This window comes from Pseudomonas sp. S30 (assembly GCF_016518545.1).
Classification (GTDB): Bacteria; Pseudomonadota; Gammaproteobacteria; order Pseudomonadales; family Pseudomonadaceae; genus Aquipseudomonas.
This window is the reverse complement of the sequence record NZ_JACVTO010000029.1, coordinates 14,042-35,480: the sequence shown is the minus strand read 5'-3', so window position 1 is coordinate 35,480 and position 21,439 is coordinate 14,042. Positions and strand designations below refer to the sequence as shown.

Sequence of the window (21,439 nt, the reverse complement as noted above, 5' to 3'; positions counted from 1 at the left end):
AAATTCAGGCGGAAGTAATCGCCAAATAATTGGCGATAAATTGATGGCTAATTAGTATTATTCCCGCAGCAGTGGCCTGGAGAGCGCTGGAGTGCTCACAGGTCTGACTGGTGAAGTGATTGCCCCCGATTGACAGCCCGGAATCCGGAGCCGCATGCACGGCACGAACAGCAAGGGAGGCATCTGCTCATGGCAGGCTCAATCGGAGTGGTCAGCAAGGTCATCGGTCAGGTGTTCGCAATCGGCAGCGATGGCGGTCGACGCCTGCTGGTCGAGGGCGATCGGGTCTTCGTGGGCGAGCAGTTGGATACGGGGCTTGCCGGCGCAGTGGCGGTGCGGCTGGCCAATGGCAGCGAACTGACTTTGGGTCGGGGCAGTAGCCTGGAGCTGGGCGCCGAGCTTCTTTCCTCGCAGCCGCCGCATATTCGGGCGGACGAGAGTGCCCCGAGCCGCGCTCAGCTCGACGATGTCCAGCGCCTGCAGCGCGCCATCGCCGCGGGTGAGGACCCGACCCAGTCGGGCGAAGCCCCCGCGGCCGGCACTCAGCCCACTGGCGCTCCAGGGGCGCTGGGGGGGGGGCACAGCTTCGTCATGCTGACTGAGGTGGCCAGCAGCGTGGCACCTACGGTCGGCTTTCCCACGGCAGGTTTCAACGGCTTTCCTGAGCTGGCCGAGCGCGAGCTTGGTGGACTCGATGGGGGTCGGGCTGCAGCACCCATTGTCCCGCCAGTGACGCCGCCCATCGAACCGCCGGTGAATCCTCCAGTGGAGCCGCCGGTCCAGCCGCCGGTGAATCCTCCCGTGGAGCCGCCGGTCCAGCCACCCGTGAATCCACCTGTGGCGCCTCCAGTCGAGCCTCCGGTGAATCCACCTGTGGAGCCTCCAGTCGAGCCTCCGGTGAATCCTCCCGTGGAGCCCCCAGTCGAGCCGCCAGTGAATCCACCGGTGGAACCCCCGGTCACCCCTCCTAATCATCCAGTCACCCTGGTCGGCCTGGACCTGAGTCCGGCCGAGTTGACACTCGACGAGGCCCACCTGCCACTCGGCTCGGCGCCCGACGCACAGGCCCTGACCCAGGCCGGCACCTTCACCGTATCCGCCCCCGACGGCCTGTTCGACCTCAGCGTAGGCGGGATCGTCGTGGTCAGCGCCGGTGTGGTCAGTGGCGTGGGCCAGTCGATCATCACGGGCCTGGGCAACGTGCTCACCATCACCGGTTACGAAGCTGCCACCGGAGTGGTCAGCTACAGCTACCTCCTCACCGCCGCCGACACCCATCCGCAGGGCGCGGGCGCCAATGTGCTGGGTGAACGTTTCGCCGTGCTGGCCCGCGATACGGATGGCGATGTGGCCAATGGCTCGCTGGACGTGATCATCCGCGACGACGTGCCCACGGCCATCGACGACGGCAATCCGCTTCAGGCCACCGAGCGATTCACCCAGCTCAGCGGCAATGTGCTGGACAACGATATCCAAGGTGCCGACCGCGTGACGACGGGCCCGATAGTGGCTGGCACCTTCGTCGGCACCTACGGCACCTTGCTGCTGGCCGCCGACGGTTCCTACACCTACACCCTCGCCCCCGAAGCCACGGCGTTCAAGAACCTGCACGGCGGCGGACAGGGCATCGAAACCTTCACCTATACCCTGCGTGACGCAGATGGCGATACCAGCGACGCGACCCTGACCCTGAACGTGATGAACCTCGACGATCCCGTGACCCTCGGTGGCCTCGACGTGGTCGGTGGAGCGCTGACCCTGTACGAAAAGCACCTGGCCGCTGGTACGGCCCCGGACCCTGCGGCCCTGACCCAGCGCGGCAGCTTCACCGTCGAGGCCCCCGACGGCTTGCAGAGCCTGGTCGTCGGCGGCATCACCGTGGTCGGCGCGGGCGTGGCGGCGAGCTTCCCGCAGTCCATCACCACCGCCTTGGGCAGCACCCTGAGCGTCACCGGCTATGATCCGGCCAGTGGCGTAGTGACCTACAGCTACACCTTACTCGGCAGCGGCAGCCACGCGGCTGCTCAGGGCAGCAACAGCCTGGTCGAGCGCTTCGACGTGGTCGCCCAGGACACCGACGGCAGCCGAGCCACTGCCCACCTGGACGTCACCCTCGTCGACGACGTGCCCCAGGCCGGTAGCGATTTTGCCAATGTCTACGAAGGCGGCACGGTCAGCGGTAACGTGCTGGTCAACGACGTGATCGGCGCCGACGTGCGTGCCGACGGCCAGTACGTGGTCGGCGTGCGCGCAGGTTCCGACCTGTCCACCTCGGCGCTCGGGCAACTGGGCGTGCGGGTCGAGGGCCAGTATGGCTACCTGATCCTCGACGCCCAGGGCAATGCCAGCTACCACGCCCGGCCTGACAGCGTCGCGCCGCCGGGGGCCACCGACGTGTTCGTCTACACCGTGCGCGACGCCGATGGCGACGAAAGTACCACCACCATCACCCTCGACATTCATGATCGCTCGCTGGTGATCGCGCCCTGCATGGGTGTCACGGTGTACGAAAAAGCACTGGACCTGTTCCAGGATGGCAACGACCTGGCGCCAGGCACCGTCACCGGCAGCGATCCGAACTCCACCGGTGAAACCGCCTCCGGCTCACTGGCGGGCCTGGTGAGCGGCGGCATCGGCGCCGTGAGTTTCACCCTGGTGGGCAGCCCCTTCGGCCAGTACGGCCAAGTTCAGCTCAACGCCGACGGTTCCTACATCTATACCCTGACCTCAGCGCCGAAATCGCCGGACAACCTCAACGACGGCGCGAATCGTCTGACAGAATCGTTCACCTATGTGGTGAAGGATTCTCTCGGCAATTCGACCACCGGCACGCTGCTCGTCACCATCGTCGACGATGTGCCCAAGGCCCACTGCGACCGGGTCAGCGTCGTGGAGGGTGGGGTGGTCAGCGGCAACGTGCTCGACAACGACATCATCGGCGCCGATGTGCGTGCCGACGGCCATTACGTGATCGGCGTGCGTGCCGGCTCGGACACCTCCACCTCGGCCATCGGCCAGTTGGGGATGCAGGTGATGGGCCAGTATGGCTACCTGACCCTCGATGCCCAGGGCAACGCCACCTATCACGCCAATCCCGACAGCGTCTCCAGGGCCGGCGCTACCGACGTGTTCGTCTATACCTTGCGCGATGCCGATGGCGACGAAAGCAGTACCACCATCACCATCGACGTGCAGGACAGCCGCCTGGTGGCCTGTGACACCAACGGCGTCACCGTGTACGAAAAGGCCTTGGATCTGACCAAGGACGGCCACGACCTGGCGCCCGGCACCGTCATTGGCAGCGACCCGACTTCCAGCGGCGAAACCGCCCTGGGTAACCTGTCGGGCTCGGTGGCAGGCGGGGTCGGCGCCCTGACCTACAGCCTGGTGGGCAATCCCATTGGCCAGTTCGGGCAGATCCAGGTCAACGCCGACGGCACCTACACCTATACCCTGACCTCTGCACCCAAGACCCCGGGCGGGGCCGACGATGGCGCCAACCGCGTCACCGAGCGGTTCACCTACAAGGCCACCGACGCATTGGGCAACAGCGTGACCAGCACGCTGACCGTCTCCATCGTCGATGACGTGCCCAAGGTGGTGTGCGCCGAACGCACCATCACGCCGGGCCAGCTCGACTCGAACATCCTGCTGGTGATCGATGTGTCGGGCAGCATGAACTTCGCCTCGGGCGTCGGCAGCCTGAGCCGTCTGGACCTGGCCAAGCAGGCGATCGACGCCTTGCTCCAGCGCTACGACGAAATGGGCGACATCAAGGTGCAGTTGGTCACTTTCGCCACCGGTGCCTGGGTCAAGACACCAGTCTGGGTGTCGATCGCCGAGGCCAAGAGCCTGGTCGCCGGGCTGACGGCCGATGGCTCCACCTACTACGACGCCGCTGCGACCAAGGCGCAGGAGGCGTTCGCCAGCAGCGGCAGGATCGAAGGCGCGCAGAATATCAGCTACTTCTTCTCCGACGGCGTACCCACCAACGGCCATGCGCTGACGCCGGTGCGGGAAAGCGCCTGGGAGCGCTTCCTGGGTGAAAACGGGATCAAGTCCTACGCCATTGGGCTGGGCACGGGCGTCAACCAGGCGAACCTGGATCCGCTGGCCTACGACGGCAGCAGCCATGTCGACAGCGGCTCGGTGGTGGTCACCGACCTGAGCCAGCTGGCGGCTTTGCTCAGCGGCACCGTCCAGGGCGCACCCATCACCGGCAGCCTGCTCAGCGGCGGTCACTTCGGCGCGGACGGCGGCTTCGTCAAGGCACTGCTGGTCGAGGGTGCCACCTACACCTTCGATCCCAAGGCCAGCGGCGGGCAGGGTGGCTACACCGTCACAGGCGGCCAGGACAACGCCAGCTTCGACGCGCCAAGCCACACCTTGACCATCAAGACCGCGCTTGGCGGCGCGCTGTTGGTCGACATGCAGACCGGCGACTTCATCTACACGCCGCCCAAGGACGATGGCCGCAGCCACCTCGAACGCTTCGGCTTCACCGTCAGCGACAACGACGGCGACACCAGCAGCGCCGGGCTGGTGGTGAAGATCAACAGCAACAGCGCGCCGGTCGCCGGCGCCGATCACCTCATCACCAACATCGCCGGCCCCAGCCTGGCAGTGCCCATGCAGGCGCTGCTGGCCAACGACCGCGATGCCGATCACGACCGCCTGAGCGCCTCGCCGCTCACCTTCGCTACCGGCTTCGCCGACAAGGGCGCGGATTTCTCCAGCGCCGGGCAGGTGCAGACCCTGCGCTTCGACGGCGCGGCCAATCGCCTGGAGAACCAGTTCAAGGCGCTCGCCCGCAGTGATTTCGCCCAGGTCTCCGGCACGCTCACGGCAGCGTTGGTGGTCGCCGGTTACCTGGGCGCGATCAGCCCTGCCCACGGCAATGACCAGGACATCCTGACGGTCAGCCTGCGCAAGGGCGAGAGCCTGAGCCTGGCCCACGACCGGCCCGTCGGCAACCTGGCGCTGGAGTGGAAGGACACCACCGGCAACTACCAGCCGTTGGCCGACGGCGACCGTTTCACCGCCAGCCATGACGGCCTGTACAGCCTGCACGTGGTCAACAGCCCGAACGCCCAGGGCACGCCAGGTGTGGCCGAGCACTACACCCTCAGCCTGGTGATCGACTACAGCCACGCCGAAAACGAACTGCGGCACGACACCTACACCCTCAGCGACAACCACGGTGGCACCGCGACAGGCGCCGTGGACATCACCTACCAGGCAGGCAATACCTTGCTGGGTTCCGCTGGGGGCGATGTGCTGTTGGCCGGGCAGGGCGACGACACGCTGATCGCGGGCGCCGGCCAGGATGTGCTGGTGGGCGGAGCGGGCGATGACCGGCTGTACGGGGGGGAGGGTGACGACCTGTTGATCGGCGGTCCCGGCAACGATCTGCTCGACGGCGGCCCGGGCAACGATACCGCCAGCTATGCCACGGCCACCGCCGGGGTCACGGTCGATCTCGGTCATGATGGCCCCCAGGACACTGGCGGCGCGGGAGTCGATACGCTGGTCGGGATCGAGAACCTGATCGGTTCGGACTTCGACGACCGACTGTTCGGCAACGACGCCGGCAACCGTCTGGAAGGTGGAAAAGGCAATGACCTGCTGGTCGGCGGCGGTGGCGACGATGTCCTCATCGGCGGACCTGGCAATGACACCCTCACCGGCGGCAGCGGCCACGACACCTTCGTGTGGCAGCAGGGCGACACGGGCCACGACCGGGTCACCGACTTCACGCCCGGCAGCGATCGCCTGGATCTCTCGCAGTTGCTGCAAGGCGAGAACGCCACGGCGGCGTCCCTGGACGACTACCTGCACTTCAGGGTCAGCGGCAGCGGTGCGAGCGTGGTCTCCACGCTGGAGGTCAGCAGCATGGCGGGCGCGGCGCCCACCCAGGTCATCGATCTGGCCGGTGTCGACCTGGCGCAGCACTATGGCGTGACTCCCGGCGCGGGTGGCTTGATCGCGGCGGGCTACGACACCTCGTTGATCATCAACGGCCTGCTCGACGACCACTCGCTGAAGGTCGACAGCGTCTGAGTTTCAGGTGCGTTTGAGGGTCTTCTGTTTGAGCAGGTAGCCGGTCACCAGCACGGCGCTGGTCAGCATGAAGACCCTGGCCCAGAACAGCGGGACCAGGTAGCAGGACAGTGCGATGCTGGTCCACATCAGGGCGATGGCGTACACCTTGCCCTTGAGTGGAATGCCCTGGCCGCCGAGGTAGTCGCGGATCCACGGGCCGAGCCGGGGGTGGTCGATCAGCCAGGCATGGAAGCGGGGCGAGCTGCGCGCGAAGCAGGCAGCTGCCAGGAGCAGGAAAGGCGTGGTGGGCAGCACTGGCAGAAAGATGCCGATCACCCCCAGTGCGACGCTGAGCCAGCCGAGGCCCAGCAGCGCATAGCGCAGCACCGCGGATCAGTGATGGCGTGGCTTGAGCAGCGCTGGTTTCTCTTCTGGGGCGTGAAGCAGCAGGAACAGCGCGCTCAAGGCTTCCGGGATCTGCACGATCATGTCGTCCTGCAGGTTGGCGTTGCTGGCGATGTCGGCGAATTCCGGCTGCTCGTCGAACAGTCCCGAGCCGACCATGATCGGCAGCAGCATTTCGCTGACCTCTTCCTCGGCGTTCTCGAACCAGGCTTCCTCGCGCAGGAACACGCCCTCCATGAAACCGATGCACCAGCCGCGCAGGTCGGAATCGTCCGGCTCGTCGGTGAGGTCCAGGTCGCAGGGCAGGTCGAATTCCTCGTCGCTGGCCAGCTGACGGGCGATGTGCCCCTTCAGCGCCACCAGCGTGGCCTCGATTTCCACATGCTGGGCCTCGCTGGCGTAGTGCGGGGTTTCGGCGAACAGCGCGTCGATCCATTCGCGCTCCGGAACGTCCTCCGAGCAGATCGACAGCGCGGTCAGGTAGCCGTGTGCGGCGACGTAGTCCAGCGCTTCTTCGTGCAGCTCGTCGGCGTCGAGGAAGGCTTGCAGGCGGGTCAGTTGCTCGGCGAAGGACATTACGGGGCTACCTTGGGGAATAGACGATGCTGAATTCTAGCACCTTGCAGCCGCAGCGGGGCAAAGGGAACGTCTGTCACCTGGCCTGCCGCCGGGCAGGGCAGTGGGGTATACTTCGCGGTTTTCGAGCCGGGTCGGCGTCTTCGCGTCGTCCGGTAAAGAACGCTTACGCATTCGATGTGTGCGAAGCGGATTTATCGTCCAGCCTGTCTGCGGGATGGTACGACGATCGTGGAGTGGCACATGCTCGAACAGGCTCAGCGCGTCCTCAAGGACATCTTCGGCTACGACAGTTTCCGTGGTCGCCAGGCGGCGATCATCGAATGCGTGGCCAACGGGGGCGATGCGCTGGTGCTGATGCCCACCGGCGGCGGCAAGTCGCTGTGCTTCCAGGTGCCGGGCCTGCTGCGTCCCGGGCTCACCGTGGTGGTGTCGCCGTTGATCGCGCTGATGGACGACCAGGTCGCCACCCTGGACGAGCTCGGCGTCGCGGCGGCGGCGCTCAACTCCACCCTCAGCGCCGAGCAGCAGCGTGACCTGGCCGCGCGCCTGCGCCGCGGTGAGATCAAGATGCTCTACCTAGCGCCCGAGCGGCTGGTGCAGCCGCGCATGCTGGACTTCCTTCGTGGCCTGGACATCGCCCTGTTCGCCATCGACGAAGCCCACTGCGTGTCGCAGTGGGGCCACGACTTCCGTCCCGAGTACCTGCAACTGGGCCAGCTCGCCGAGCTGTTCCCCCACGTGCCGCGCATCGCCCTCACCGCCACCGCCGACATGCGCACCCGCGAGGAGATCGTCCAGCGCCTGCACCTGCAAGGTGCCGAACGGTTCCTCTCGAGCTTCGACCGGCCCAACATCTTCTATCGCATCGTGCCCAAGGAGTCGCCGCGCAAGCAGCTGATGGCCTTCCTCGCCGAGCGACGCGGCAACGCCGGCATCGTCTACTGCCTGTCGCGCAAGAAGGTCGATGAAACCGCGGCTTATCTGTGTGAACAGGGCTTCCCGGCGCTGCCGTACCATGCCGGCCTGCCAGCCGAGACGCGCTCGGCCAACCAGCACCGTTTCCTCAACGAGGAAGGGCTGATCATGGTCGCGACCATCGCCTTCGGCATGGGCATCGACAAGCCCAACGTGCGTTTCGTCGCTCACCTGGACCTGCCCAAGTCCCTGGAGGCCTACTACCAGGAAACCGGCCGCGCCGGCCGTGACGGCCTGCCCTCGGATGCCTGGATGGCCTATGGCCTTCAGGACATGGTGATGCTCAAGCAGATGCTGCAGAACTCCGAGGGCGACGAGCGCCACAAGCGCGTCGAGCAACACAAGCTCGACGCCATGCTGGCGCTGTGCGAGGAAACCCGCTGCCGCCGCCAGGCGCTGCTGGCCTACTTCGACGAGGTGCTGGAGCAGCCTTGCGGGCACTGCGACAATTGCGTCGACAAGGTGCAGACCTGGGATGCCACCGAGCCTGCCCGTCAGGCACTGTCGGCGGTGTTCCGCACGGGCCAGCGCTATGGCGTCGGGCATCTGGTCGATGTGCTGCTGGGCAAGGACAACGAAAAGGTGCGCAGCTTCGGCCACGAGAAACTGTCGGTGTTTGGCGTCGGCAAGTCCCTGGGCGAGCACGAGTGGCGCTCGCTGTTCCGCCAGCTGGTGGCGCGCGGGCTGGTGGACATCGACCTGGAAGGCTATGGCGGGCTGCGCTTGTCCGACAGCTGCCGGCCGTTGCTGCGCGGCGAAGTCAACCTGCAGTTGCGCCGCGACCTCAAGCCGCAGACCGTCGCCAAGTCTTCCAGCGGCGGCGGCAGCCCGGCCAGTCAACTGGTGCGCGCCGAGGAGCGCGAGCTGTGGGAGGCGCTGCGTACACTGCGCCGCAAGCTCGCCGAAGAGCACAGCGTGCCGCCCTATGTGATCTTCCCCGATTCCACCCTGCTGGAGATGCTGCGCAGCCAGCCCACCAGCCTGGCCGACATGGCCCAGGTGAGTGGGGTGGGTGCGCGCAAGCTGGAGCGCTATGGCCAGGCGTTCCTCGAAGTGCTCAACGGCGCAGGCGGCACCGAGCAGGCGCCGAAGGTGGTGCTCGACCTGCGCCATGAGCTGGTTAGCCTGGCTCGCGCAGGCATGACTCCGGCCCAGATCGGCGGTCAGCTCAACTGCAGTGAAAAGAATGTCTACAGCCTGCTGGCCGAGGCCATCGGTCGTCAGGAACTGAGCCTGGAGCAAGCCCTGGATCTGCCCGAGGATCTCATGATGGAAGTGCAGGACGCCTTCCTGGACGGCGAGGGCGAACTGCCTCCGGTATCGGCGCTGCTGCCGCAGTTCGGCCAGCGTGTCCCCGAAGGGGTGCTCTACTGCATTCGCGCGGCGCTGGCGGCCGAGTTCGAACTGTGAACTGACGGGCGTCATGATTCGCCGATTATCGGCCCTTTCCCACACGCCTGGCCTTGCCTGATCCTGTGGAGCATGGTTAGCTGGCTAATAATTAGTCTTCAGTCACCGAGTCATCTATGCCCCTCACCGACAATCAACACCGCTTCGGCATGCAACTGGCCCAGATGTCCCGAGGCTGGCGTGCGGAGCTGGACCGCCGCCTGGCCGGGCTCAACCTGTCCCAGGCGCGCTGGCTGGTGCTGCTGCACCTGGCGCGGTTCGAAGAGGCTCCCACCCAGCGCGAGCTGGCGCAGAGCGTCGGCGTCGAAGGGCCGACCCTGGCGCGCCTGCTCGACAGCCTGGAAAGCCAGGGGCTGGTGCGTCGTCAGGCAGTGATGGAGGATCGGCGAGCCAAGAAGATTCACCTGTGTGCGCCGGCCAAGCCGCTGATCGAGCAGATCGAAACCATCGCCAATGCCCTGCGCATCGAGCTGTTCACGGGCGTCGATGAATCGGACCTCGAAGTGTGCATGCGCGTGCATGCCAGGATTCTGGACAACCTCGAGAAGCCCTGATGGCGCCTCGACCTCGCCTTCAGAAGGTGTTGCCCAGGTTCAGGTACACCGCCTTCTGGTCCTCGGTATTGATGCCGTAACTCAGGCTCAGCGGCCCCAGGGGCGTCTCCAGCCCCAGGAAGATACTGGCGGCATTGATGTAGCCACTGTCGAACTCGTTGTCGTTGTTCCAGGCACGGCCGCGCTCCAGCGAGCCGCCCAGGTACAGCGGCAGGTCCAGTGGCACATAGGCTCTGGGCGTCAGCCGACGGTAATACACCATTCGCATCAGGCTGATGTTCTGCCCCGACAGCGAATCCTGGCGAAAGCCCGACAACTGCCGAGCGCCGCCCAGCACGAAGCTGGAGGTCACCACCTCGGTGTCGTCCAGGGTGCGGCCATAGCGGCCTCCCACCACCCAGGTGTTGGGGCCATGGCTCAGGGCCTTGTCCACGTGGAACTGCCATTGTCGGAAGTCGCTGTCGGAGTCCAGCGAGCGATCGTACTGGCGCACGCTCAGGCCGATGTCTTCGCCACTGTGGGGGAAATACACGTTGTCGAAGGTATCGAAGGAGTACTTCAGCTCATAGAACCCTTCGTTGAAGCTGAGCGTGGGCAGGTGCTGGTCGCCGATGCGCACCTCGGCCTCGCCCCAGGCCTTGCCCACGCCCAGGCGTACTTCGCCGTAGGTGCCAACCTGCCGACCGAGGTTGAGCCCGAAGCCATAGCGCTCCAGACGGTACTGGGCCACCGGATCGCTGTCGAGCGTAGCTTCGATGTTCTGCGCGCCCAACGACAGGTAGGGCGCGACGAAATACCGCGAACCCACGTCCAGAGGCTGGTAGAACTCGCTGTACAACTCCTGCTGGTCGCCGATCTGGGCGCGCGTGAGCCACTCGGCGCCCAGCCGGTTGATGCCGTTGATCCGGTAGCTGGCGCCGAGGTTGAAGGCGCTGTCACCACGCATGTCGTCCGACAGGTTCAGGCCCAGGCGCAGGTAGTCGGTGCCGCCGGTTCGACCCCGGGCGCTGATCACCAGGGTGTTGTCTTCGCCCTTGTGCACCACGCGGTACTGCACACGATCGAAGTAGTCCAGGCCGTACAGCGTGCCCATGTCGGTCTGCAGGCGGTCCAGTGCCAACGGCTCGCCCAGCGGCTGGCGGATGTAATAGCGAATCACGTCGTCACTGACCTTGGAGTCGTTCTCGACCTTGATCGCCGTGATCACCGGCGTGCGCTGGCGGGGTGAGCGGGCCACGGCCAGTTGACTGTCGCCTTCGCGGCGCAGGGCGGCCAGGCGGCTGTCCAGGGCGCGGGTGGCGCGGTAGCCGGCGTCGATCATTTCCTCGGCGCGGCCGAAGTCGGTGACACCGAAAGCGGTCAGCGATGGTTGCACCAGGATGTCCTCGCGGCGCAGGCTCGCCAGCTGCTCTTCGGAGTTGCGCCGGGTCATCAGGGTGATGGACTGGTTGAGCACGTCGACCACCGTGGCCAACTGTTTTCGCGAGCGCAGCGGGGTGCCGATATCCACCACGATGGCCAGGTCCACGCCCATGCCCCGCACCACGTCCAGCGGGATGTTGTCGACCATGCCACCGTCCACCAGCAGCCGGCCGTCCAGCTCGACCGGGGCGAACACGGCGGGGATCGACATGCTGGCGCGTACCACCTGGGGCAGATGACCGCGGCGGAACACCACCTTCTCGCCGTTGGCGATGTCGGTGGCGACCGCGCGAAACGGAATCGGCAGTTTGTCGAAGTCGCGGGTGTCGGCGGTGTGGGCCAGTTTACTTTCCAGCAGCAACGACAGGTTCTGCCCCTGGATCACCCCCAGCGGCAGGCCGAGACTGCCGTCGTCGCGAAAGCTGAGCTTCTGCTTGACCAGAAAATCCCGGTCATCCTGCTTGCGCCTGAACGGCACGTCCCGGCGTGGTGGGGCATCGGACAGCGCCTGCTGCCAGTCCAGCGTGAGCGCCAGGTGCTCGAGTTCCTCGACGCTGTAGCCCGAGGCATACAGCCCTCCCACCACCGCGCCCATGCTGGTGCCGGCGATGGCGTCGATGCGAATGCCCTGTTCCTCGAGCGCCTTGAGCACGCCGATGTGCGCCAGGCCACGCGCGGCGCCGCCAGACAACACCAGGCCGACCTTGGGCCTGGGGTCTTCGGCAGCCAGGAGGGAACAGGACGTGAGCAGCAGCAGGCAGAGTAGCAAAGGGCGCATCGTGACTCTCAAAACCAGGGTCAAAGACCGCTAGTATAAGCGCCTCATCCTCGCCGGAGCGCTCGACCATGGCCAATGCCAAGCCTGAAATCGTCATCACGTATTGCACACAGTGCCAATGGCTGCTGCGCGCCGCCTGGCTGGCCCAGGAACTGCTCAGCACGTTCTGCGACGACGTGCGCCAGGTCGCCTTGCAGCCGGGTACCGGGGGCGTGTTCCTCATCACCTGCGACGGCGTGCAGATCTGGGAACGCAAGGCCGATGGCGGCTTCCCCGAAGCCAAGGTGCTCAAGCAGCGCGTGCGCGACTGCATCGACCCGCAGCGCAACCTGGGCCACAACGACCGCTGAGCGCGCACGACTGTCACACCACTGCCACCCACCTGTCATCGGCACCTGCCAGTCTCCTGCAAACAGTGCCGGAGGCCGCCGATGACCCACGCCGAACGTGTCAGCCCGTCCACCAAGCAACGCGTGCGCACGCTATGGATTTCCGATGTGCACCTGGGCACCCGCGATTGCCAGGCCGAGCACCTGTCGCGCTTCCTCAAAGGGTATCAGGCCGATCGCATCTACCTGGTAGGGGACATCATCGACGGCTGGAAGCTGCGCAGCGGGATCTACTGGCCGCAGGCCCACACCAACGTGCTGCGCCGGCTGCTGACCATGAGCAAGCGCGGCACCGAGGTGATCTACGTCACCGGCAACCACGACGAATTCCTGCGCCGCTATTCACGGCTGGTGCTGGGCAACATCCAGCTGGTCGACGAAGCCGAGCACGTCACCGCCGACGGTCGGCGGCTGCTGGTGGTGCATGGCGACCAGTTCGACGTGATCACCCGCTGTCACCGCTGGCTGGCGTTTCTCGGGGACCGCGCCTACGAGTTCAGCCTGGTGCTCAATCGCTGGCTGAACCGCTGGCGTGCCCGCTACGGCTACGGTTACTGGTCGTTGTCGGCGTACCTCAAGCACAAGGTCAAGGGCGCGGTGAACTTCATCACCGACTTCGAGCACGCCATCGCCCATGAATGTACGCGGCGGGGCTTTCACGGCGTGGTCTGCGGGCACATCCACCATGCCGAGATACGTCGGGTGGGGGAGGTGGAGTACCTGAACTGCGGGGATTGGGTCGAGTCGTGCACGGCGCTGATCGAGCACTGGGACGGGCACATCGAGCTGTATCGCCTGGCCGACGCCCAGGCCAGGGCCAGCGAGCCGCTTGCCGCTCTGGGCGAATCGGCCTAGCACCCGTATTCAGAGGCTGATCTTGCCGCGCAGGATATCGCGAAACATGGCGAAATCGCCGATCAGGCTGTACCAGGGGTAGGTGAAGGTCGCGGGCCGATTCTTCTCGAAGAAGAAGTGACCGGCCCAGGCGAAGCCGTAGCCGGCGACCGGTACGGCCAGCAGCAGCCACCCGCTGCCACTGCCGATGGCGTAGGCCAGCAAGGCAATGACCAGGCTGGTGCCGACGAAATGCAGGCGCCGGCAGGTGGGGTTGGCATGTTCGCCGAGGTAGTACGGATAGAACTCGGCGAAACTGCGAAACTGCACGGTGTCGTTCATGGCGAGGTACTCGCAGCGGAAATTTGCTCGGCTCGCAGAGCGTGGAGCCTGATTCGAGTCTAGAGTCACTGGAAGCGGCCACCAGTGACAATCGGCGCCAATTGAGTATCCTTCCGAAACACCGCAGCCGCGGTCGATCGCACAAGAAGCCTGCCATGAGCGAAAGAACCACCTCGGCCAGCTGGGCCTCAGGGATCGTCAAGGCGCTCGAACTGGAAGGGCTGGACTGCCCTGCCATGTTCAGGCAGTTGGGCCTGGACTTCGCTGCCCTGGAAGACCCGGACGCGCGCTTCGCGCAGGACGACATGACCCGTTTGTGGCTGCTGGCCGTGGAGCTGTCCGGCAATCAGGCCATCGGCTTGAACATGGCGCGGGTAGTACGCCCAGCCTCTTTCCATGTGGTGGGCTATGCCCTGATGTCCAGCCGTACCCTGGCCGAGGGATTCGAGCGGCTGGTGCGCTACCAGCGCATCATCGCCGAAAGCTCGGACCTCAGTTTCACCCTCGGTCCGCAAGGCTACGCGCTGGTGCTGACCGTGCACGGCGATCACCTGCCGCCGACCCGTCACAGCGCCGAGGCCTCGCTGGCCTGCGCGCTGTCGCTGTGCAGCTGGCTCAGCGGACGCCCGGTGCAGCCCAGACGTGTGTTGATCCAGGGGCCGCCACCTGCCGATATCGAGCCCTATCGCCAGGCGTTCCGTGCGCCGTTGCTGTTCGGCGCGCCGCACGATGCGCTGCTGCTGGAGCGTGCCGACATGGAGGCCCCTCTGCCCACGGCCAACGAGGCGATGGCGATCCTGCACGACCGTTTCGCGGGCGAGTACCTGGCGCGTTTCTCCGAAAGCCGGGTGACCCATCGAGTGCGCCAGACCTTGTGCCGCCTCCTGCCCCAGGGCGAGCCCATGCGCGATACCGTCGCCAAGGCGCTGCACCTGTCGCCACGCACGTTGCAACGCCGACTGCAGGAGGAAGGCACCAGCTTCCAGGCCCTGCTGGACGTGACCCGTCGCGAACTGGCCGAGCAGTATCTGGCACAACCTGGCATGACGCTTTTGGAAGCCGCCTACCTGCTGGGCTTCGCCGACCCCAGCAATTTCTACCGGGCGTTCCGTCGCTGGTTCGGCGTCACCCCGGGGGAATACCGCGCGCGGCTGTAGCCCCGGTCAGTGACGCCAGAACGCCGGCATGCACAGCACCAGCACGGTGATGATTTCCAGCCGGCCCAGCAGCATGCCACCGGCCAGGATCCACTTGGCCGCATCCGGCAGGCTGGCGAAATTGCCGGCCGGACCGATCACCTCACCCAGGCCCGGACCCACCCCGGAGACGGTGCTGGCGGCGCCGGTCAAGGCGGTCATCCAGTCCACCCCGAGCAGCGACAGCGCCAGGGCGATGGCGCAGATGGTCGCGGCGAAGAAGAACGAGAAGGTCAGGATCGAGCGGACGATTTCTTCGTCCAGGCGGTGGCCGTTATATTTCTGCTTGATCACCGCGCGCGGGTGAATGAGCTGGTTGAGGCTGGCCTTGAGCAGAATGTAGGCGACCTGGAAGCGAAAGATCTTGATGCCGCCGGCGGTCGAACCCGAACAGCCGCCGATGAAGCCCAGGTAGAAGAACAGCATCAGCGAGAAATTGCCCCACAGGCTGTAGTCACCCAGGGCAAAGCCCGTGGTGGTCACCACCGAGGTGACATTCAGCGCCACGTGACGCAGAGCGTCCAGCCAGTGCAGGTCGGTGGTCGCCCAGTACCAGGTGCCGAGGACCACCCAGGTCGCCACCAGCAGCCCCAGCAGCCCCTGCACCTGCTGGTCGCGCCACAGCGCCCAGCGATTGCCGCGCAGGGTCGCCACGTACAGGGTGAAGGGCACGCTGCCGAGGATCATCACCACCACCGCGACCCAGTGCACCGCCGGCATGTCCCACTTCGCCAGCGACAGGTCGGAGGTGGAAAAGCCGCCGGTGGAAATCGCCGACATGGCGTGGTTGATCGCATCGAACAGGCTCATGCCGGCCCACCAGAACGCCAGGCTGCCCAGCACCGTGATTCCGACGTACACGGCGACGATGTACTTGGCCACCATGTGCGAGCGCGGCATCACCTTTTCCGAGCGGTCCGAGGATTCGGTCTGAAACAGGCGCATGCCGCCAATGCGCAGCAGTGGCAGGATCGCCACGGCCATGCCGATGAATCCGATGCCACCGAGCCAGTGCAGCATCGAACGCCACATCAGGATGCCCGGCGAGACGGTGTCCAGGCCGCTGAGCACCGTCGAGCCGGTGGCGGTGATGCCGGACATGCTCTCGAAGAAGGCGTCGGTGTAGCTGATGTGCTGGGTGAGCAACAGGGGCAGGGCGGCGAACACGCACACCACCAGCCAGCTGCTGACGGTCAGCAGGTACATGTCGCGCGGGCGCAGGTGCACGTGCTCGGGCCGTCCCTGAAGCACCATGGCCAGGCCCGCGACAAAGGTGATCAGGCTCGACCACAGGAACGACGGCAGGTCCGAGGTGCGTTCGAAGATCAGCAGCGTGGCCATGGGCACGACCATGCTCACCGCCAGGGTGATCAGGAAGATGCCGATGATGAACGCGATGATTCGTAAGGTCGGCAACGCCATGTGATCTGCTCTGACTCGCTACGGGAAAGGGCGACATTCTAAGCGTCGAACGCAGCGCTGCAAGCGCCGCGTTGCAACGCCCGGCGAGCGCCGGTAGTTTCCTGGCCCTTGCAGCCTGTGGCGCGTCGCTTGAGAATGAGGCACTTTCAATCTGCCAGGAGGGTAGCCGATGGAGGCTCTCGACGCATTGCTCAACCGTGTATCCGTGGCGCGCCTGACCGAGCCTGCGCCCAACGCCGCCCAGCGCGAGGGGCTGTTCCAGGCCGCGCTGCGCGCGCCGGACCACGGCCAACTGCGGCCTTGGCGCTTTCTGACCATCGAAGGGCAGGCGCGCGAGCGCTTGGGCGAGCTGTTCGCCGAAGCGGTCCAGGCCAAGCGCGACGCCAGTCAGGCCGCGCTGGACAAGGCCCGTGCCATGCCGCTGCGTGCGCCGCTGGTGGTGGTGGTGATCGCCTGCCTGCACGCGCACCCCAAGGTGCCCGAGTCCGAACAGCGCCTGGCCGCCGGTTGCGCTGCCCACGGCATGCTCATCGCCGCCCATGCCCAGGGCATCGGCGCGGTGTGGCGCACCGGCGACATGGCGTTCGACCGCCATGTATACGCCGGCCTGGGCCTGGCGTCCAACGAAGAACTGATCGGCTACTTGTATCTGGGGACACCGGCCACCGAGCCGCGCACGCCCCCGGTGTTGCACACCAGCGACTTCGTCCAGGCCTGGGGCGAATGACGCCGGCCTGAGCGCCGGACCGCGGCTGCGCCGGAGACTGGGCAGCCGCGCGGCGCCGTCAGCCGCTCAACCGATCGCCGGGGTCAGCGGGATGGCCAGCCGCGCCTCGAAGCCGTTTTGCGGGTGATTGCCCAGCACCAGCGTACCCCCGTGGCGCTCCGCGGCGCGCCGCGCGATTGCCAGGCCCAGCCCGTGCCCTGGCGTGTCCTGGCCGGGAGCGCGAAAGAAGGGTTCGCCGAGTTGCGTCAGGTACTGCTCGGCGACGCCCGGGCCATGGTCGCGCACGCTGAGCAGCACCAGGTCGTTGTCGCGGCGGGCATGAATCTCGATCGGCTGACCGGCCGGATTGAACCGCAGCGCGTTGCGCAGCAGATTGTCCAGCGCCCGTTCGAGCAGCGTCGGCCAGCCTTGCAGCATCAAGCCGGCCTCGGCTTCCAGCCTGACGTCCTGCTCCGGTGCGCTGAGCTGGGCGTCCTTGCGCACGCTGCCCAGCAAGGCGTTGACATCCACCGGTTCTGGATGCGCCTGTTCGGCATCGACCCGGGCCAGTACCAGGATCTCGCTGATCAGGTCTTCCAGGCGATCGCATTCACGGGTCAGGCGGGGCCACAGCGCCTGGCGCTGCTCGGCTTCGGCACGCTCGGCCAGGGCCAGGGCGATGCGCAGGCGCGCCAGGGGCGAGCGCAACTCGTGGGACACATCGCGCAGCAGTTGCCGTTGGCTGGAAATCAGGCTCTGCAGGCGGGCGCCCATCTTGTTGAAATCGTTGGCCAGCACACCGAACTCGTCGCGTCGACCGGCCAGCTGCGCCAGGCTGTTCTGCTGGTAGGTGGTCTGGCCCAGGTCGTGCACCGCGCCGCGCAGGCGGCTGAGCGGGCGGGTGATGGACAGGGTGACGAACAGGCTGAACAGCGTCAGCACCACCAGCGCGATGCCCAGGGCACTCAGAGGCCAGATCAGGCTCTCGCGGTGCCAGGCCATCAGCTCGGGGTGCGGAATGCGGTATATCAGCAGGTAGGTCTGGCCGGTGGTGGGGCTGGTGTACTCCTCGGTCAGCCGCCGCCAGGGCAGGCGCTCATCATTGTGCTGACGGCGCTCGAAATCCTCGGCGCGCCGGGGAAAGGTGCCAGGCACCACTGCATCGCCGCTGTCGTCGAGTACCTGCACGTCGATCTTGTAGCGCTGCTTGCGGCGCTCCAGGAAGCGCTGGGAGGACTGCAATCCTTCCTGCTCGTAATGCTGGACCCAGCGACTGGCCAGGGTGTTGAGCCCGGGGTGGCGGCTGAGGATCCAGGCATCCTGATTGAGCATATGGCCCAACAGGATCGACAGCCCGGCGACCAGGGCGATGGCCAGCCAGAAGCTGGCCAGGATGCGCCAGAACAGTGAGCGCAAGAGGTCTACCTCCCAGACAGGAAAAGGCCCGGCCCGCAGAGGTGCGGGCCGGGCACGGGGGTGTACAGCTTACTGGGCCTTGGCGGCCTTTTCAGCTTTCCAGGCCTGGAACTGCTCCCACTCGGCCTTGTCGGCGGCGCGCTTGCTTTGCAGCTCGTCGAACTGCTTCTGCTGGTCGGGCTTGAGCAGGGCGCGGATCTGGCTCTGGGTCTTGTCGTGACCGGCCTTGATCTCGTCCTTCATGGCTTTCTGCTCGGCGGCTGGCAGTTTGTTCAGGTAGCGCTCGGTGATGTCGCGACGCTGCTTCATCTGCTCGCCCATCAGGTGGCCGATCTGCTGGCGCTGTTCTGGGGTCAGGTCGAGCTGGGCGAAAGGCGCGGGGCCGCGATGATGGGGGCCGTCGCCGTGTGGACCGGGCTCTGGCATGGCCATCGCGACGGTGGGCAGGGCAGCGGCGAACATCAGGGCCATCAGGGTCTTGCGCATGGGTGTCTCTCCTTTCTCGGGCCGGTGGTTACCGGATGAGCCCAGTCTAGGGATCGCTGGGTCAAGCGCCGTCAGGCTTGGGTAAAGGCTCGGTAAAGAGGCCGCTCAGCGGCGTACCTGTTTCAGCGTCTCGGCGATCAGGAACGCCAGCTCCAGCGACTGGTCGGCATTGAGCCGCGGGTCGCAGTGGGTGTGATAGCGGTCGGACAATCCGTCCTCGGTGATCGGTCGGGCGCCGCCGATGCATTCGGTGACGTTCTGCCCGGTCATCTCGATGTGAATGCCGCCGGCATGGCTGCCTTCGGCCTGATGCACCTGGAAGAACTGACGGACCTCATCGAGGATCTGCGCGAAGTCGCGCGTCTTGTAGCCGCTGCTGGCCTTGATGGTGTTGCCGTGCATGGGGTCCGAGCTCCATAGCACCTGGCGCCCCTCGCGCTGGACGGTGCGGATCAGCCCCGGCAGGTGCGCGCCGACCTTGTTCGCGCCCATGCGCACGATCAGGTTGAGGCGACCGGGGTCGTTGTCCGGGTTGAGGGCGTCGATCAGGCGGATCAGCTGCTCGGGGTCCATGCTCGGCCCGACCTTGACGCCGATCGGGTTGTGCACGCCGCGCAGGAACTCCACGTGGGCGCCGTCGAGCTGGCGGGTGCGGTCGCCGATCCACAGCATGTGCGCGGAACAGTCGTAGTAGTCGCCTGTCAGGCTGTCACGGCGCACGAAGGCTTCTTCGTAGTTGAGCAGCAGCGCCTCATGGGCGGTGAAGAAGCTGGTCTCGCGCAGTTGCGGGGCGCTGTCCAGCCCGCAGGCGCGCATGAAGGCCAGGGTCTCGTCGATGCGGTCGGCGAGTTGATGGTACTTCTCGGCCAGCGCCGAGTTGGCGATGAAGTCCAGGTTCCATTTGTGCACCTGATGCAGGTCGGCGAACCCGCCCTGGGCGAAGGCGCGCAGCAGGTTGAGGCTGGCGGTGGACTGGTGATAGGCCTGCAGCAGGCGCTCGGGATCGGGAATGCGGCTGGCCGGGTCGAAGCCGATGCCATTGACGATGTCGCCGCGGTAGGCGGGCAGGGTGACCTGCCCCAGGGTTTCGTCGTTGGCCGAGCGCGGCTTGGCGAACTGGCCAGCCATGCGCCCGACCTTCACCACCGGACAGCCGGCCGCGAAGGTCATGACGATCGCCATCTGCAACAGCACCTTGAAGGTGTCGCGGATCTTGGCGGCGGAGAACTCGGCGAAACTCTCGGCGCAGTCGCCGCCTTGCAACAGAAAGGCGCGGCCCTGGGTGACCTCGGCGAACTGGCGACGCAGCTCGCGGGCTTCGCCGGCGAACACCAGCGGCGGATAGCTGGCCAAGGTCTGCTCGACCTTGAGCAGGTGCGCGGCGTCGGGGTAGCCGGGCTGCTGCTCAATCGGCAGGGTACGCCAGCTGTCGGGGGTCCAGGGTCGGTTCATGATCGGCTCGGTGGGTTCGGTTCAGGCAGTGCAGCCATGGTAACAGCTGCCGGGCGGCTTGTTGCAGCGCAGGCAATTGGCGGACAATGCCGGTTTTGCGCGGGCAGGTAGCGAGCGATGGCGATGGAGCGGGAAGAGCGGCTGCTGGCGCGGGTAGAGGATGCCCACGGCGTCATCAGCGTATACGAAGTCGAGGACTACCGGTTTCTCGAATTCGGCGACGCCATCGAGCAGAGTTGCACCTTCACCGCCGACCCCAGCTGGCTGGAATACGACTACACCCGCGCGATGCTGGTCGGCGCCCTGTGCCATGCCCAGCCCGAGAGCGCATTGTTCCTGGGCCTTGGCGCCGGCACCCTGACCCAGGCGTGCCTGAAGTTCCTGCCCCTGGAAGACGTCGAAGCCATCGAACTGCGCGCCGAGGTGCCGCGCCTGGCCATGGAGTACCTGGGCCTGGACGACGATCCGCGCCTCTACGTGCGCATCGGCGATGCCCTGGAACTGCTGCCCACCGCGGAAAAGGCCGACCTGATCTTCGTCGACCTCTATACCGACTACGGGCCGGGCGTGGGGCACATGGCCTGGAAATTCCTCGAGCAGTGCCAGCGACAGCTCAACCCGGACGGCTGGCTGGTCATCAACCAGTGGGCCTCGGACGATGGCCGGCCATTGGGCGCGGCCCTGTTGCGTGGGCTGTATCACCGCCACTATTGGGAGTTGCCGGTCAAGGAAGGCAACGTGATCCTGCTGGTGCCGGCGGATCTCGAGCAGCACCTGGACTTCGATGCCCTGCGCGCGCGTGCCGCGGCACTGGCGCCGCGTCTGGGCTATTCACTGGACTACCTGCTCAAGGCGATCCGCACGGCGACCTGAAGTTCGGGATAAACGTTTCAGCCCGCCAGGCACCGATGGCCAGCGTGGGTGCGCAAGGGAGAAATTTTTCTCACGGTATTGGCGGAATTCATATATAGTACGCGCCGGTCTTTTAGCGGACCGCAAAATCAGGCGGTGCAAATCCTCCGAGTCCAGCT

16 protein-coding genes are annotated in these 21,439 nt (G+C 66.1%); 8 read left to right on the top strand and 8 right to left on the bottom strand.

Annotated features, from left to right (window positions below):
• Window positions 1–189: 189 nt before the first annotated feature.
• Window positions 190–6,060 (top strand): retention module-containing protein, encoded by a 5,871-nt coding sequence (locus tag IAE34_RS24420; RefSeq protein ID WP_267908878.1) that lies wholly within the window; start codon window positions 190–192, stop codon window positions 6,058–6,060.
• Window positions 6,061–6,063: 3 nt separating this feature from the next.
• On the opposite strand, the gene IAE34_RS22900 is transcribed toward IAE34_RS24420, so the two are convergent.
• On the bottom strand, window positions 6,064–6,426 hold the full coding sequence (locus IAE34_RS22900; protein ID WP_200141253.1) for a YbaN family protein: 363 nt from the start codon (window positions 6,424–6,426) through the stop codon (window positions 6,064–6,066).
• A gap of 9 nt (window positions 6,427–6,435) precedes the next feature.
• A complete protein-coding gene (locus tag IAE34_RS22895; RefSeq protein ID WP_200141241.1) occupies window positions 6,436–7,023 on the bottom strand; it encodes a YecA/YgfB family protein in 588 nt (195 codons plus the stop codon).
• A 243-nt stretch (window positions 7,024–7,266) separates the two neighbouring features.
• On the opposite strand from IAE34_RS22895, the gene recQ reads away from it, so the two are divergent.
• A complete protein-coding gene (gene recQ / locus IAE34_RS22890) occupies window positions 7,267–9,411 on the top strand; it encodes a DNA helicase RecQ (protein WP_200141240.1) in 2,145 nt (714 codons plus the stop codon).
• A gap of 116 nt (window positions 9,412–9,527) precedes the next feature.
• The gene (locus tag IAE34_RS22885) at window positions 9,528–9,965 is read left to right on the top strand and encodes a MarR family transcriptional regulator (protein ID WP_200141239.1); all 438 of its coding nucleotides are present in this window, start codon (window positions 9,528–9,530) and stop codon (window positions 9,963–9,965) included.
• A gap of 19 nt (window positions 9,966–9,984) precedes the next feature.
• Here the strand turns inward: IAE34_RS22885 and IAE34_RS22880 are convergent, their stop codons facing one another.
• Window positions 9,985–12,165: a patatin-like phospholipase family protein gene (locus tag IAE34_RS22880; protein WP_200141238.1), complete on the bottom strand. Its 2,181-nt coding sequence runs from the start codon at window positions 12,163–12,165 to the stop codon at window positions 9,985–9,987.
• A 68-nt stretch (window positions 12,166–12,233) separates the two neighbouring features.
• Between IAE34_RS22880 and IAE34_RS22875 the strand changes: the two genes are divergently transcribed.
• Window positions 12,234–12,515, top strand: a complete 282-nt coding sequence (locus IAE34_RS22875; protein ID WP_200141237.1) for a SelT/SelW/SelH family protein — start codon at window positions 12,234–12,236, stop codon at window positions 12,513–12,515.
• Window positions 12,516–12,596: 81 nt separating this feature from the next.
• Window positions 12,597–13,409 carry a UDP-2,3-diacylglucosamine diphosphatase gene (locus IAE34_RS22870; protein ID WP_200141236.1) on the top strand — a complete coding sequence of 271 codons (813 nt, stop codon included), beginning with the start codon at window positions 12,597–12,599 and terminating at the stop codon, window positions 13,407–13,409.
• Window positions 13,410–13,418: 9 nt separating this feature from the next.
• On the opposite strand, the gene IAE34_RS22865 is transcribed toward IAE34_RS22870, so the two are convergent.
• Entirely contained in the window at window positions 13,419–13,730 is a 312-nt protein-coding gene (locus tag IAE34_RS22865; protein WP_200141235.1) for a DUF962 domain-containing protein, read from the bottom strand.
• A 155-nt stretch (window positions 13,731–13,885) separates the two neighbouring features.
• Here IAE34_RS22865 and IAE34_RS22860 point away from each other — a divergent pair, with 155 nt between their 5' ends.
• Complete coding sequence (locus tag IAE34_RS22860; protein WP_200141234.1) at window positions 13,886–14,887, top strand: AraC family transcriptional regulator; 1,002 nt, start codon at window positions 13,886–13,888, stop codon at window positions 14,885–14,887.
• Window positions 14,888–14,893: 6 nt separating this feature from the next.
• Here the strand turns inward: IAE34_RS22860 and IAE34_RS22855 are convergent, their stop codons facing one another.
• Complete coding sequence (locus IAE34_RS22855; protein ID WP_200141233.1) at window positions 14,894–16,348, bottom strand: TrkH family potassium uptake protein; 1,455 nt, start codon at window positions 16,346–16,348, stop codon at window positions 14,894–14,896.
• A gap of 169 nt (window positions 16,349–16,517) precedes the next feature.
• Here IAE34_RS22855 and IAE34_RS22850 point away from each other — a divergent pair, with 169 nt between their 5' ends.
• Complete coding sequence (locus IAE34_RS22850) at window positions 16,518–17,075, top strand: nitroreductase family protein (RefSeq protein WP_200141232.1); 558 nt, start codon at window positions 16,518–16,520, stop codon at window positions 17,073–17,075.
• A gap of 66 nt (window positions 17,076–17,141) precedes the next feature.
• Here the strand turns inward: IAE34_RS22850 and IAE34_RS22845 are convergent, their stop codons facing one another.
• The 3 genes from IAE34_RS22845 to IAE34_RS22835 all read right to left on the bottom strand — a co-directional run bounded on the left by IAE34_RS22845 (window position 17,142) and on the right by IAE34_RS22835 (window position 20,408).
• Window positions 17,142–18,470, bottom strand: coding sequence for a sensor histidine kinase (locus tag IAE34_RS22845; RefSeq protein WP_200141231.1), 1,329 nt, complete (start codon window positions 18,468–18,470; stop codon window positions 17,142–17,144).
• A gap of 69 nt (window positions 18,471–18,539) precedes the next feature.
• A complete protein-coding gene (locus tag IAE34_RS22840; protein ID WP_200141230.1) occupies window positions 18,540–18,956 on the bottom strand; it encodes a Spy/CpxP family protein refolding chaperone in 417 nt (138 codons plus the stop codon).
• Window positions 18,957–19,061: 105 nt separating this feature from the next.
• Window positions 19,062–20,408 carry a class II 3-deoxy-7-phosphoheptulonate synthase gene (locus tag IAE34_RS22835; protein ID WP_200141229.1) on the bottom strand — a complete coding sequence of 449 codons (1,347 nt, stop codon included), beginning with the start codon at window positions 20,406–20,408 and terminating at the stop codon, window positions 19,062–19,064.
• A gap of 117 nt (window positions 20,409–20,525) precedes the next feature.
• Between IAE34_RS22835 and IAE34_RS22830 the strand changes: the two genes are divergently transcribed.
• Window positions 20,526–21,281 (top strand): spermidine synthase, encoded by a 756-nt coding sequence (locus IAE34_RS22830; RefSeq protein WP_200141228.1) that lies wholly within the window; start codon window positions 20,526–20,528, stop codon window positions 21,279–21,281.
• Window positions 21,282–21,439: the final 158 nt, after the last annotated feature.